This window comes from Cupriavidus sp. CP313 (assembly GCF_054072015.1).
Genome location: NZ_JBSVZB010000011.1, coordinates 197,817 through 211,292, shown reverse-complemented (window position 1 = coordinate 211,292; position 13,476 = coordinate 197,817). Strand labels below are relative to the sequence as shown.

General features: G+C 59.7%; 13 protein-coding genes and 5 pseudogenes. 6 read left to right on the top strand and 12 right to left on the bottom strand.

Annotated features, from left to right (window positions below; genetic code table 11):
• Nucleotides 1-284 precede the first annotated feature (284 nt).
• The 4 genes from ACW4E8_RS17525 to ACW4E8_RS17510 all read right to left on the bottom strand — a co-directional run bounded on the left by ACW4E8_RS17525 (nt 285) and on the right by ACW4E8_RS17510 (nt 2,814).
• The gene (locus ACW4E8_RS17525; protein ID WP_035824143.1) at nt 285-764 is read right to left on the bottom strand and encodes a carboxymuconolactone decarboxylase family protein; all 480 of its coding nucleotides are present in this window, start codon (nt 762-764) and stop codon (nt 285-287) included.
• Between the two features lie 73 nt (nt 765-837).
• The gene (locus ACW4E8_RS17520; protein WP_456805659.1) at nt 838-1,590 is read right to left on the bottom strand and encodes an SDR family oxidoreductase; all 753 of its coding nucleotides are present in this window, start codon (nt 1,588-1,590) and stop codon (nt 838-840) included.
• A gap of 265 nt (nt 1,591-1,855) precedes the next feature.
• Entirely contained in the window at nt 1,856-2,086 is a 231-nt protein-coding gene (locus tag ACW4E8_RS17515) for a DUF2798 domain-containing protein (RefSeq protein WP_456805658.1), read from the bottom strand.
• 137 nt (nt 2,087-2,223) lie between these two features.
• Nucleotides 2,224-2,814: a TetR family transcriptional regulator C-terminal domain-containing protein gene (locus ACW4E8_RS17510; protein WP_456805657.1), complete on the bottom strand. Its 591-nt coding sequence runs from the start codon at nt 2,812-2,814 to the stop codon at nt 2,224-2,226.
• A 315-nt stretch (nt 2,815-3,129) separates the two neighbouring features.
• Between ACW4E8_RS17510 and purF the strand changes: the two genes are divergently transcribed.
• The 4 genes and pseudogenes from purF to cynS all read left to right on the top strand — a co-directional run bounded on the left by purF (nt 3,130) and on the right by cynS (nt 5,469).
• The gene (gene purF / locus ACW4E8_RS17505) at nt 3,130-4,587 is read left to right on the top strand and encodes an amidophosphoribosyltransferase (protein WP_456805656.1); all 1,458 of its coding nucleotides are present in this window, start codon (nt 3,130-3,132) and stop codon (nt 4,585-4,587) included.
• Between the two features lie 67 nt (nt 4,588-4,654).
• Nucleotides 4,655-4,816, top strand: a pseudogene (locus ACW4E8_RS17500) (IS4 family transposase); the annotation flags it as partial.
• 1 nt (nt 4,817) lies between these two features.
• A pseudogene (locus tag ACW4E8_RS17495) lies at nt 4,818-4,967 on the top strand (carbonic anhydrase); the annotation flags it as partial.
• A gap of 31 nt (nt 4,968-4,998) precedes the next feature.
• The gene (gene cynS, locus ACW4E8_RS17490; RefSeq protein WP_456805655.1) at nt 4,999-5,469 is read left to right on the top strand and encodes a cyanase; all 471 of its coding nucleotides are present in this window, start codon (nt 4,999-5,001) and stop codon (nt 5,467-5,469) included.
• 427 nt (nt 5,470-5,896) lie between these two features.
• Here cynS and ACW4E8_RS17485 read toward each other — a convergent pair.
• A pseudogene (locus tag ACW4E8_RS17485) lies at nt 5,897-6,223 on the bottom strand (dihydrolipoyl dehydrogenase); the annotation flags it as partial.
• A 1,337-nt stretch (nt 6,224-7,560) separates the two neighbouring features.
• Between ACW4E8_RS17485 and ACW4E8_RS17480 the strand changes: the two are divergent.
• Together ACW4E8_RS17480 and ACW4E8_RS17475 are read left to right on the top strand one after the other, a co-directional pair.
• Nucleotides 7,561-8,185: pseudogene (locus ACW4E8_RS17480) on the top strand (IS110 family transposase); the annotation flags it as partial.
• Nucleotides 8,118-8,507 carry a hypothetical protein gene (locus tag ACW4E8_RS17475; protein ID WP_456805654.1) on the top strand — a complete coding sequence of 130 codons (390 nt, stop codon included), beginning with the start codon at nt 8,118-8,120 and terminating at the stop codon, nt 8,505-8,507. The pseudogene ACW4E8_RS17480 and the gene ACW4E8_RS17475, both read left to right, overlap by 68 nt.
• Nucleotides 8,508-8,546: 39 nt before the next feature.
• On the opposite strand, the gene ACW4E8_RS17470 is transcribed toward ACW4E8_RS17475, so the two are convergent.
• The 7 genes and pseudogenes from ACW4E8_RS17470 to ACW4E8_RS17440 all read right to left on the bottom strand — a co-directional run bounded on the left by ACW4E8_RS17470 (nt 8,547) and on the right by ACW4E8_RS17440 (nt 13,475).
• Nucleotides 8,547-9,938 (bottom strand): dihydrolipoyl dehydrogenase, encoded by a 1,392-nt coding sequence (locus tag ACW4E8_RS17470; RefSeq protein WP_456805653.1) that lies wholly within the window; start codon nt 9,936-9,938, stop codon nt 8,547-8,549.
• 155 nt (nt 9,939-10,093) lie between these two features.
• A complete protein-coding gene (locus tag ACW4E8_RS17465; RefSeq protein WP_456805652.1) occupies nt 10,094-10,825 on the bottom strand; it encodes a glutathione peroxidase in 732 nt (243 codons plus the stop codon).
• 609 nt (nt 10,826-11,434) lie between these two features.
• Nucleotides 11,435-12,427: an alpha/beta fold hydrolase gene (locus ACW4E8_RS17460; protein ID WP_456805651.1), complete on the bottom strand. Its 993-nt coding sequence runs from the start codon at nt 12,425-12,427 to the stop codon at nt 11,435-11,437.
• A 102-nt stretch (nt 12,428-12,529) separates the two neighbouring features.
• On the bottom strand, nt 12,530-12,703 hold the full coding sequence (locus ACW4E8_RS17455; protein WP_456805650.1) for a TetR family transcriptional regulator C-terminal domain-containing protein: 174 nt from the start codon (nt 12,701-12,703) through the stop codon (nt 12,530-12,532).
• A 29-nt stretch (nt 12,704-12,732) separates the two neighbouring features.
• Nucleotides 12,733-12,897 (bottom strand): annotated as a pseudogene (locus ACW4E8_RS17450) (TetR family transcriptional regulator); the annotation flags it as partial.
• A complete protein-coding gene (locus tag ACW4E8_RS17445) occupies nt 12,848-13,120 on the bottom strand; it encodes a helix-turn-helix domain-containing protein (protein WP_456805649.1) in 273 nt (90 codons plus the stop codon). The gene ACW4E8_RS17445 and the pseudogene ACW4E8_RS17450, both read right to left, overlap by 50 nt.
• An 82-nt stretch (nt 13,121-13,202) precedes the next feature.
• Nucleotides 13,203-13,475 (bottom strand): hypothetical protein, encoded by a 273-nt coding sequence (locus tag ACW4E8_RS17440; protein WP_456805648.1) that lies wholly within the window; start codon nt 13,473-13,475, stop codon nt 13,203-13,205.
• Between the last annotated feature and the right edge of the window lies 1 nt (nt 13,476).

Genomic DNA, 13,476 nt, shown 5'->3' with positions numbered 1-13,476 from the left:
GAACGGCCAGTTCGGCAAGATTGTCGTGACGGTGTAAGCGCGTCCGCAACAAGCCCCGCGCGGCGTGGCGCAACCACCGGTGCGCCGGCGCGACGCGCGCGCCCGGGGTGGACGTCGACAAAGTTCACGAATTCGCGCACCTGGTGGTGACGAACCTTCCTTCCCCGGATATTCGGGTAGCGCTTCCTTGACCGGTCGCCTCCGGCGCGGCGGCGGCCGGCTTTGCAACCATCAAGCACGACAAGACAAGTGCTGCCGCAACGGAAGTGACCGTCTTCATGGCATCACTCCAGGTTGGCCTTGTCGAGCCCGAACGCCTTGTCCGACGAACCAGGCACCATGCGGAACGCCACGTTCAGGCGGTTCCAGGTATTGATCGCCCCCACCAGGAAGGTGAGGTCCGACAGTTCCTTCTCGCTGTACTGGGTGCGCACGCGCTCATAGATATCGTCGGGCACGCCTTCGGCGGGAAGCCTGGTCAGCACCTCGGTCCAGGCCAGCGCGGCGCGTTCGCGCGGCGAGAACAGCGTCGACTCGCGCCAGATCGCCACATGATGCAGGCGCAATTCGCGCTCGCCGTGGATCTTCGCCATCTTGATATGCATGTCCACGCAGAACGCGCAGCCATTGAGCTGCGATGCGCGAATCTCGACAAGCTCGCGAATGGGCTGTTCGATCGTGGTCTTCTGGAACAGCGCGCCGAACTCCATGAGCTTCTTGGACAGTTCCGGGGATTGCTGGAAGTAATTCGTACGTTGGGTCATGCTTGCTCCTGGTGATCTGCTCAATGTGGTACTGACGAACCGGTGCTGCTTACGTGGGCATGCGCCCTGCAGACTATCGTCGCTGCGATTGACGCAGCCATTCCTCTAAACCGATGCGCCCGAGGCGCGCCTCGCCCAACGGCACCAGCGAATGTTCCTCGACCCGGCCGCCGAAGTAGCGGGCCTCGGAGTCACGCACGACTTCACGCGGGTCGCCAACCGCCTTGAGATAGCGGGCGACGATCTCGTTGAACGGGGCTCGTTCCGGGCCGGCGATCTCGACGATGCCGTTTCGCGGTGGCGCGAGCGCTACATCGGCAACGAGGGCGGCGACGTCGTCCGCCGCAATCGGCTGGAACAGCCCAGGCGAAAGGCGGACGATATTTCCCTTCGCACTGGAATCGGCGATGCCGCCGAGGAATTCCATAAACTGGGTCGAGCGGATGATGGTGTAGGGGATGCCGGAGCCCACGATCAGCTTCTCTTGCGCGACCTTGGCGCGGAAATAGCCGTTTTCGGGAGTCCGGTCGGTGCCGACGATGGACAGCGCGACATGGTGCTGAACGCCCGCTGCGGTCTCCGCCGCGTGAAGGTTGCGGCCGGAGGTCTCGAAGAACTCCAGCACTGCCTTGTCTTCAAACGATGGGGAATTGGCAAGGTCGATCACCACCTGAGCGCCGGTCAGGGCCTCCTGAAGCCCCTCGCCAGTGATGCTGTTGACACCGCTCCTGGGCGAGGCGGCCACGACCTCGTGGCCGCCCTGGCGCAGAATGGGGACGGTCTTCGAGCCAATCAGGCCGGTCCCGCCGATCACGACAATCTTCATGATGCTTCTCCATGCTGAGGCACGTGGAACGATCCCACGAAGCCATGTTAGGTAAGGCGATGCCCCCGCGCCAGATCGACTCGAAGCGCACCGAGTTTCCCATTCGGCATCGACCCGGATGCGGCGCAGCGCTGCTTGTCCTCGATGCTGGAATTTGTGAACTGGGAAAGGCCCGGCGGGAAGCCTGCGCTACAACAGCGCGCCGCTGCGCAGCGATTGCGTGGCCTGGACTTTGATGACGGATTGAGGCACTTCCGCAAATGACCTAAGAGTGGTTTGTCATGCGATCGACCAGGCGGCGAATGATGGGCGTGGCCGACACGACAACCGGCAGCATGGTCAGCCAGGAAACGCTCCAGGACCTTAGCCAGTGCTGAAAGAACAGGCCTTCTTCTGCAAATGGAATGCTTGCGATGGCAGCAGCGATGGAGCAGGTCAATCCGGCCTGGATAACGCCATAGGCGAAATAGCTGTAGCGCGAAGGAATCTGAGGCATGTGCTTCGCCCCTGTGCATTCTTTGAACCGGACATTCATGCACCCTGCCATCGCCGCTGCCGAGCAGCAGGTTCCAGGCGCGTGAGCGCATGGTTTTAATATATGACCAGTCTTCTTTTTAAAACTGCAAAAAAATTTCAGTACAACAACCGCTTGAGCGTCACTTGCAGAAATCGTTGGCAGGCGTCGCCGTTGCGCTCGATCTTGCTGCGCAGGACCGCCCCCTCCCAGGCTTCGATAATGATGGGCGCGAGGTGTGCGGAATCACAATCCGCCGGCAGTTCCTGGCGCATCCTGGCCTCATCAAGGCAGGCTACGATCATGCCTTCCCAGCGCGCCAGAATGCGCTCCAGAGCCGTTCGGACTTCGCCGCTGACATTGGACAATTCGAGGGAAAGGTTGCCCACAAGGCACCCGAGCTTGAATTCTTGCGCCGCATGGTCCCCCACCAGCAACTCGAACAACTTTTCGATTCTGGCTAACGGCTTGATGCGAGCGTCGTACATGACTTTGCCATGGCGTTGTTCAATGGACTCCCAGTACGCTTCGAGCACTTCGGCGGCAAAGGCTTCCTTGCTGTCGAAATAGCTATAGAAAGATCCCTTGGGAACATCCGCGGCAACTACGATGTCCTGCACGCCGGACCCATTGAAACCGGCGCTGTGAATCACACGACCACCGTCGATAAGCAGCCGGTTACGGATCGCTGGATTGGCGGGTCTTGGCATGTCGAGTCGCGTTGGTTGGTGAGCAGGCGGAAGAACTATAGACGACTGGTTGGCTATTTGTCAAGCACCGGATGACGATCGTCTATGCTTTCAGCGCGCACATCAGCTCCGCAGCCAGGCGATCGGCCTCGATCTGGCTGCGGACATCCCCCTGGGCATTTTCGAAACCGTCCTGCAGCAGCTTATTGACAATACATAGATGACCAGTCACTATACAACCGAACAGCCGTTTGTCGAAACACTAGGTGACGCCTAAACGTTCGGAACGGGTGCTGTGGGAATTGTTGGACCTAGCGGCAAGAGCATGGAGGCAGGATGTGCGGAATAGTAGGAATTGTCGGGGCAAGGCCAGTCAATCAGTTGTTGTATGACACGCTCCTGCGGCTACAGCATCGCGGGCAAGACGCAGCTGGCATCGCGACCGCGCAAGGAAGTCGGTTCCATTTGCACAAAGCGAAAGGACTTGTACGGGATGTGTTTCGTACCCGCGACATGCGATCACTTTCCGGGCACAGCGGAATCGGCCACACACGGTATCCGACGGCAGGCTCAGCTATTAGCGACGAAGAGGCACAGCCGTTTTATGTGAATTCCCCTTTTGGCATTACGTTATCGCACAATGGCAATTTAACTAATACGACGCAGTTGCGGGCTGAAGTTCAGTCGATCAATCATCGACACGTCAATACCCAATCAGACTCGGAGGTCTTACTAAACGTCCTTGCGAGCGAGTTGCAGGATGCGACATGCGGGATAGGTATTGATAGTGACGCGGTATTCCGTGCAGTATCCGGCGTCCATCGTCGCGTGCGTGGAGCGTACGCGGTAGTTGCGAGCATCGCCAATCTGGGGTTGCTCGCATTTCGCGACCCTAACGGTATCCGGCCTCTTTGCATTGGTTACCGTGAATTCGGGCCAGCGAGGGAATGGATGATTGCGTCAGAATCCGCAGCTTTGGAAGGAAGCGGTTTCACCTTGATGCGTGACGTAGCACCGGGTGAAGGGATACTGATTGATCACACGGGCAAGTTGGCTTACAAACAATGCGCGCCAAGTGCGCGCAGCCTTCCTTGTGTGTTCGAATTTGTTTACTTCGCGCGACCGGATTCTGTGATTGACGGGGTGTCAGTATATGCGGCGCGGCTGCGGATGGGGGAATACCTCGCAAGATCGGTCGCGTCGAATTTCCGTTCGGCCGACATCGACGTGGTGATGCCAGTTCCTGATTCGTCCCGCCCCGCAGCCATGCAGCTTGCAGCCAGCCTGAACCTTCCCTATCGCGAGGGACTGGTGAAGAACCGTTACATAGGTCGTACTTTTATCATGCCTGGCCAACAAGTACGCCAAAGATCAGTACGCCAAAAGCTCAATGCCATGGGCGTAGAGTTCAAGGGGAAGAACGTACTCATCGTTGATGATTCAATTGTTCGCGGGACCACCAGCCGTGAAATCGTCAACATGGCACGCACTGCAGGCGCCAATCGAGTCTACCTTGCCTCAGCGGCGGCTCCAATCCGTTACCCAAACGTCTACGGAATCGATATGCCCTTGCAAGAGGAACTAATTGCAAGTGGCCACGATGTTGACCAGATTAGCGCCATTCTTGGCGTGGACGGTTTGGTGTATCAGGACTACATGGACATGCAAAAATCGGTAACCGACCTGAATCCGACCCTGACGGGGCTCGAGACGTCATGTTTCGATGGCCGATACGTAACGGGCGACGTTACGCCCCAGTATCTGGAAAAGTTAGGTGAGCTGCGGCGATGCTAGCTCTCTCATTACATGGAAGGACCTGTTCCCACTTCTTCTAACGCCAGGATCGCGCCTTGGCGTCTAGGCGCGCACCGTGCGCCAGCAACTTTGGGGGCAACGGGTTGATCTGCCGGCAGGTAAGGGCAAGGCGGTCGCGGCGACGAGCATCGTCGCACGCGAGCTTGATGCGGCTGCCGGCGTCAAGCCAATCGAGTGGCGGCTGCTGACAAATCGCAGTGCAGCCAGCACTCACCGTCGAACAGGGGCGACTGAGCCTGCACGGATGGGTGTACGACATCGAGACTGGTTCCGTCGATGCACTGGACGGCATTGCCAATCGCTTTGTATCCCTTGCAGAGAACCCTCGCGAACCCGCCCCGCTCTGCGTAGCTGCCTGAGTCACTCCCCTCACTCCTAAAGGAGATTGAAATGCCCCAATCGCAATATAGCCAAGCAAGTCGCCAGGCCCTCACCGACGCCATCATCGACGCGAAGATTCGCAGGAACCTGACCTTCGAAGAGATCAATGAAGGCACCGGTCTGACATTGGTATTCGTGACCGCGGCCCTGCTTGGCCAGCACCCGCTTCCTGCCGAGGTAGCCCAAAAGGTAGCGGATAAGCTGGAGCTTGGTGAGGACGCCGCGCTGCAGCTCCAGACGATTCCTGTGCGCGGCAGTATCCCAGGTGGCGTTCCGACCGATCCCACCATCTACCGCTTCTACGAGATCGTCCAGATTTACGGCTCGACGCTGAAGGCCCTGGTTCACGAGAAATTTGGCGACGGCATTATCAGCGCCATCAACTTCAAGCTCGATATCCAAAAGGTGCCGGATCCAGATGGCGGCCACCGCGCAGTTATCACCCTCGACGGGAAGTATCTACCGACTAAGCCGTTCTAGTCTCGTACCGCCAACCTGAGTCGCAGGCCGCCGGACGGCGCCAGCTTGTGCCAACGAGTGGCGCGCGGCGTCTGTGAAAAGGCGCGAATCAAGTGCGGCGACTGCAGCAACCGATTACCGGTGCTGCAGATCGCAAATTCGGCTAGTGACGACCACAGATTCTGCAAATGTGGGGTGCAACGAGGCTGGATTGACGATGAAGGTGCAAGCTGCCAGTGGTCCTCCCAACATTCGCGAGCGCCTTCAATGGGGAACTCGTTGCAGCAAGCTCCTGGTGTGAACTCCGATAGCCAGAATAGCCTCGCTATTGAGGATCTTTCGCGAGGTCATACACATGGCTCTCCTGAACTATCCCTGACCAGACCGCTCCACCCGGCCAGCAGTAGCGCTTTGCTGGCCCAGCAGGCTGCCTCCCGCGTTAGCGGGACTAATGTTCCTCAACATCAGGCCGCCAACTGGCGGTGGGCAGTGCGGTGCGCAGGCCATCTTCCACCACCGGATGGTAGAACGGCATTCCCAGCATCTGCTCGATGGTCAGGCCCTGCTGGTAGGACCACGCGAGCAGGTCCGCGATGTTCTCGGCGCGCGGGCTGGTCCATTCCGCACCCAGGAAGCGCCCGCTGGCCTTGTCGGCATAGACGTGCATCAGCCCGCGGCTCTTCAACATCACGCGGCTGCGCCCCTGGTCATCGAAGCTGACTCCGCCGGTGACGAAGCTACCCTCGGCCAGGTCCGCATGACGCTCCCGCGGCATCAACTCGAGAAAATGGCGCATAAAACATCGTCTAATTTAGAATTAATCAATTCTTAAATTGCCGTATCCTGTCCGAGAAGTATTGCTACCGCCGGTCTCGCCGTCCGCAGGTGAGGCGGGTTCTTTTCTTTTGGAATTCGGCGCGTCCACCGGGAGGTGCTCGCCGTGCGTGTGCGAGAATGCGAGCCATGCCCCGCCATAGTCTGCCCCTGACGCTTGCCCGGCTTCCTTTCACGGATCCGGTCCAATGCTTCCAGCTCACCTACTTGGTCTTTCGGTCCTGGATGCGCCGCACCTATGATGCTCACACGGTGGCAATCCTGCGTGCCGCACATTCAGTGCTGGCGATAGGCGGAGCAGCTCTGCTGTGGTTGGCCGTGCGCGATTCAGGCGCTCAAGGTGCCGGAAACCTTTCCGTGCGCATCGGTATTGGCACTCTTGGGATGGCACTCGCCCTGGCTGGTGCAACGTGGTTCCTCATGCCAGCCGCGTAACGAACCACGCTGCTTGGCAAGATCACGTCAGCCACTCTTTATGGCGGGCTGCCTGCAATTCTTGCATGGCTCGGCTGGGACAAGGCAGTTGGGCTCTGGCGCGCAGATCCAGTTATCTGCCCTACGTTTTGGCTGATACTTGGTGCATTGGCTATCGCCTTTGCGCATCCGCTCGCACTCGTTTTACGGTTCGACTACTGCGATTGCGCACCAACCACTACGCCTTCGAAACGCCATATCAGCAGACACTCGGGCTGCGCCCACCGCGTGGCCAGTACCGTCATGCTTGCCTGCACGAGGCCGGTCATGCTCTGATGTATGCGCTGGGGGACCGCGAGCCTGAAGATGCGGTCGCCTACACGACTTCGACACTATGTCGCCCAGTCCGGGACAGGTGTCGCTGCCAGACGTGGCCGAGGGCGACCTCAGCATGGCGCTGATTGAATGGAAGCTGGCGACCTTCTTGGCCGACATGACCGCTGAGGTACTCGCACGAGGTACGTACTGTGTCGGGGCCTTGGGAGGAGCAACTCGCTGGGCCCTGCGTACAGATGTGATCCGCCCCGAGTTTAGTGGAGGCTCCAACTCTTGAGAGTGATTCATCGGACCTGCCCGCCCCCGAAGAATGAAGCGGCCACCCTACAGGGCTAGAATTGCGAGGCAGCGGTGGCCGAGGTCGGTCCATTATCTGGTGCAATGAGCCCGTTTGAGAGTTGGACCCACAGCCCTGCGAGCACCCCAAATTGTAACCTGGGGCAGTCTGTCGCCCTACTGGATCACGCTTACCAGAATCCGATAACGAGGGCTGCGTCGCTGCCATTGTCCATCGTGCAGGAGGGCAAAATGCAGGTACTCTACCCACGCTGCGCCGGACTAGACGAGCATAAGGACACCATCGTGGCCTGTGTACGTAGTGTGTCTGCGCCCAAGCACCACGAAGTTCAAAGCTTCCCCAGCACCACGCGCGGGTTGCTGGCGCTATCCGACTGGCTAGCAAGCCACCTCTGTACTCACGTGGCCACGGAAGCCACTGGCGTGTACTGGAAACCTGTCTGGCACGTACTCGAGGATTCCTTCGAACTGGTGCTTGGCAATGCAGCACACATCCGGAATGTGCCTGGTCGCAAAACCAATGAAAACGACGCGATGTGGATCGCCGACCTGCTCGCACATGGGTTGATTCGCTCCAGCTTCGCCCCACCTACCGCGATTCAGGAGTTGCGCGATCTGACACGTACGCGCAAGCAATTGGCCCGCGAGATTGCCCAGCGTTGTTTGCGCAGTCAGAAGGTGCTCAAGGATGCCAATCTCAAGCTCGGCAGCGTCCTCTCCGACGTGCTTGGCGGCAGCGGGCGCTATGCTCAAGGCCATCGTCTCGGGCGAGGACGACCCCGTGCGGCTTGCCTCGCTGGCTCAGGGCCGCGCGCGCAGAGAGACCAGACTATCCATATCCCAGGCAATATGCGGTCGTCAACAAGCTCTTTGTCCATACCTCTTGTCTGCTACTGCCTTTTGGCATTCTTACGGAGTTCGCGAAGCTCGATGCCAGCGTTTCGGGCTTCATGCATGGCAACATGATCTGGCTGGTCATTCCATTCAGCACGATGATCTCGTGGATGTACCTCGCGCTGGAGCAGGTGGGTGAAAGCACGGAGAACCCCTTCGAAGGAATGCCGAATGACGTGCCCATGGCACAGATCTCCCTGAAGATCAAACGCGAACTCATGGACATGCTTGGCGAGAAGAGCGATGTCCCCGAGCCAACGGCAGGGCACGGTATTGCCCTATAGACCATTCCAAGGCTAACGCTTTCCCACCCCCGACGTGCCTCAGCCGACCAACTTTGCCGACGCATCGCGCAGCGCCGTGCGCAGGCCCTCTTCCACCACCGGGTGGTAGAACGGCATGCCCAGCATTTGACCGATGGTCAGGCCGTGCTGGTACGACCACGCCAGCAGGTGCGCGATGTTCTCGGCGCGCGGCCCGGTCCATTCGGCGCCCAGGAGGCGGCCGGTCTGCCTGTCGGCGTAGACGTGCATCAGCCCGCGGTTCTTCAGCATCACGCGGCTGCGGCCCTGGTCTTCGAAGCTGACCTCGCCGGTGACGAAACTGCCCTCGGCCAGGTCCGCGTAACGCTGCCCGACCATGGCGATCTGCGGGTCGGTGAACACCACCGCGAGCGGAGCGCGGCGCGCCAGCGGCTTCACCTGCGGGTAGCTGGCAGCGTTCTCGCCAGCGGCCTTGCCCTCGTCCGCGGCCTCGTGCAGCAGCGGCAGGATATTGTTGGCATCGCCGGCGATGAACACTGGCGCGTTGCCGCACTGGAGCGTCAGCGGGTCGAACAGCGGCACGCCGCGCTGGTCCAGCGCCAGGCCGGTATTCTCCAGGCTCAGGCCGCGCACATTGGGCTCGCGGCCGGTTGCTGCCAGGGCGTAGTCGAAGCGCTCGGCCACGCTGCGGCCTTCGTGGTCGAGGTAGGTCACCACCACCTGGTCCCCATCTCGGCCCATCCCGATCACCTTCGCGTCCGGGGCCAGGTAGAACTCGTCATTGAAGGTCTTCGCGGCGTAGGCGCGGATCACCGGATCGGTGAGCGGGCCGAGCGAGCCGCTCACGCCGAACACGCGCACCAGCACCCCAAGGCGCGACAGCGCCTGTCCCAGCTCCAGCCCGATCACGCCCGGGCCGAACACCACCACGCTGCGCGGCAGGTCTTCCCACGAGAACACATCGTCATTGACGATCAGGCGGTCGCCAAAGGCCTTGAACGGTGCCGGCAGCGCGGGCATGGAACCAGTGGCGATCACCACGCGGCTGGCGCGCACGGTGGTGTGACCGCCCACATCCAGCGTGGTGTTGTCGATAAAGCGGGCGTAGCCGCGGATGCGGTCAGCTTCAGGGATATTCTCCACGCCGCGCACCACGAAGCCGACAAAGCGGTCGCGCTCGCTGCGCACGCGGGCCATCACCTCGCGGCCGTCGATTCGGATCTGGCCATCCACGTGCACGCCGAACGGCGCGGTGTGGCACAACTCGTGCGCGGCCTCGGCGGCTGCGATCAACAGCTTGGAGGGCATGCAGCCCACACGGGCGCAGGTGGTGCCATAGGGGCCGCCCTCGATGATCACGCCGCGCTTGCCGGCGGCAATCGCGGCACGGTAGGCGGCAAGGCCGGCGGTACCCGCGCCAATCACGGCGACGTCGGTCTGGATGGTGGTCATGGCGTACGGTACCTCTGTTTTTGTGGGGTCAATACGGTTGTCAATCAGCGCGCTGGATGGCACCACCCTGCCCTTCTTCAGCGATTGCGGGCAAAGCGGTGCTATCGGGTCCGGCGACTGCCGGTCCCCGGATGGGGGATGAAAGGGGAATCGGCTTACTTGCCCAGGTACTGCTGCAGCGCCTCGGCGCCGCCGATGAGCTTGCCGTTGATAAAGACCTGCGGAGCCGTCATCTCGCCCGACACGGCGCCCAGCACCTTGCCGCGCACCTTGTTGTCCAGCGGCACGTCGATGTAGTCGAAGCCGTTGTCATCCAGCAGTTGCTTGGCCTTGGCGCAGAACGAGCAGCCGACCTTGGAGAACACCACCACCTGGTCCGGCTTGCGCGCATTCGGGGCGATATGGGCCAGCATGGTGTCGGCGTCGGACACCTTGAACGGGTCGCCCGGCTCTTCCGGCTCGATGAACATTTTCTGCACCACGCCGTCCTTGACCAGCATCGCATAGCGCCAGCTGCGCTTGCCGAAGCCCAGGTCGGCCTTGTCCACCAGCATGCCCATGCCTTCGGTGAATTCACCGTTGCCGTCGGGGATCATGGTGATATTTTCGGACTCCTGGTCCTTGGCCCATTCGTTCATCACGAAGGTGTCGTTGACCGACACGCACAGGATGTCGTCGACGCCGTGCCTGGCGAACACCGGTGCCAGCTCGTTGTAGCGCGGCAGGTGGGTCGACGAGCAGGTCGGCGTGAAGGCGCCCGGCAGCGAGAACACGACCACGGTCTTGCCGTTGAACAGCTCGCCGGTGGTGACGGTCTTCCACTCGTTGTCTTCACGCATGCGGAAAGCGACATTGGGAACGCGTTGGCCTTCACGGGATTGCAGCATCGGATCATTCCTTGGTTTGGATTCAGTCGGTTCGTTTCGAAAGGTTATGCTTATAGGATTTCGTCAGCGCCATTTCTTTATGACACCGTGATGCTAAGAATTTCTTGTCATTCGCTCTACCATACGTCGAATAAATGGAGCCGCCAGCAAAACAACCGGTAACATGCTGATCCAGAATTTTAGCCATTGCTGAAAGAACAATGATTTTTCTGCAAATGGAATGCTTCCGATGGCAGCTGCGATGGAGCAGGTTAATCCAGCCTAGATAACGCCATAGGCGAAATGGCTGTAGCATAAAGGCATCTTAAGCATTTCTGTAATCCCTCCACCTGATATTGCATGAGCCGCTGCGAGGGTGACTAGCGTCGCTTGCAGCCCAGGCCTTGGGAATGCGGGCGCACATCGAAATCGCAGGGATTACGCCGCTGCACGGGTCGATCACCACCAGCGCCGTCCGAGGGAGGTCCCGTGGCAGATCGCTCTTCGGCAAAGCCGGTTCAACGGGATCTGCATAGCAATTTGGGTCGTTGCTCATGGGATTACCTCTCAGGCTGCATTGGTTCGATGCCGGCACCGAAAAGCAATGTCAGGCATCGAACCGACGCGATTTCAACTACGAATGAACGCCAGCAGGTCGGCGTTGAATTTGTCCTTATGCGTATCGGTCAGTCCATGCGGCGCCCCGGGATAGACAATCAGCTTGGAGTTTTTGATCAGCTTTGCGGACGCGCGTCCGGCGGCATTGATAGGGACAATCTGATCATCGTCGCCGTGAACAATTAGGGTGGGCACGTCGATCTTCTTGAGGTCCTCGGTAAAATCCGTTTCCGAGAATGCCTTGATCGAGTCATATGTGTTCTTGTGTCCGCCCTGCATGCCTTGGGCCCACCATGAGTCGATCAGGCCCTGCGAAGGCTTTGCACCGGGACGGTTGAAGCCATAGAAGGGACCGGCGGCCGCATCTTTGTAGAACTGGGACCGATTTGCGAGTTGCGCGGCACGCAGGCCATCGAAGACTTCAATCGCCAAGCCAAGCGGGTTGGCGGGCGTCTTGAGCATCAAAGGCGGCACTGCTGACACCAGGACGACTTTGGAGACGCGTCGCGTACCGTGCCGGCCGATATAGCGAGCCACCTCGCCCCCGCCCGTGGAGAAACCCACGAGTACGGCGTCGCGCAGGTCAAGGGTGTTAAACACAGCGGCCAGATCGTCGGCGTAAGTGTTCATCTCGTTGCCATTCCAGGGCTGGCTTGAACGGCCGTGGCCACGACGATCATGTGCAACGGCGCGATACCCTTCCGACGCAACGAGCATCATTTGAGATTCCCAGCTGTCCGAACTGAGCGGCCAACCATGGCAGAACACGATGGGGCGACCAGCGCCCCAGTCCTTGTAATAGAGCTGCGTGCCGTCGCTTGCCGCGATGTAACAGCCGGAGGCCTTGCCGCCAGCCTTTGCGTGATGCGCATCCTTCGCTGACGGAGCGGCCATTGCCGGGCTCGGCAAGCTAGCCGCGACAAGAGAGCCAGCCGCGGCAGCGCTGCCGACTAGTAAGTCACGCCGCGACACGCCCATGGGGAAGCTGCGATTATTTGAAGACATTGGTAATGCTCCTCCTTTCTTGACCGCTCTCGGCGGCGTTGGGACCTAGAACGCATGTTCGAAATATAGTCGAACAGTCGTCTATTTAATACGGCAAAAAAATCAGCTTAACAGCCGCTTCAGAGTAAAGTTCTGGAAGCGTCGACAAGCATCGCCGTTCCGCTCGACTTTACTACGTAGAACCGCCCCCTCGAAGGCCTCGACAATAATGGCCGCGACTTGAGGAGTATCAGTGTCCGCGGAAAGCTCCTGGCGAATCTTCGCCTCACCAGACACGCCACAATCATGCCCATCCAGCGCTTCATGATACTTCCCAAGGCACCTCGGACGTGACTGCTGGTATTTGACAACTCAAGGGAGAGGTTGCCCACAAGGCACCCCAGCCTGAAGTCCTGTGCTGAATGGTCCCCCACCAGCAAATCAAACAGCTTCTCGATACGCGCGAGAGGCGGAATGCGAGCGCCATACATCACCTTTCCGTGGCGGCACTCGATCGAGCACCAATAGGCCTCCAGCACGTCCGCTGGCAAAAGCTTCCTTACTATCGAAATAGCTGCAGAAAGATCCTTTCGGAACATTCGCGGCAGCCACAATGTCTTGCACGCCAGACGCATTGAAGCCCAGTTCGTGAATAACACGACCACCTGCGTGAAGAAGTCGATTACAAACTTCGAGGTTGGCTGGCCTTGGCATATCCAATCGGATGATAAAGTCTACGGCGAAATATAGATGACTGGTTTGTTATTGTCAACGTACGTGGCGCGAAATGGAGTCTTCAAAGATGTGCCGTTCGCAGATTGGCCTGCTTTCCCGCCCAAAAACTTGAGAAGAAGCCCCTTTCAGCGGCGCCACGGTGCGCGCCAGCCGGGGCAACCGAATCGGCCAGAGGAAAGCCCATGGCGTCCTGTTCCAAATCATGCTCAATCGCGGCTGTCCACGTCGTCGCGTAGATGAAGGCGGAGCTTTCGTGCGCGTGACCAGGCGAGAAGCCACCCGGCCCATGCTCGACGAGCACGCCCTTGATGCTCTTGTCAGGAGCGTTCGGCAAC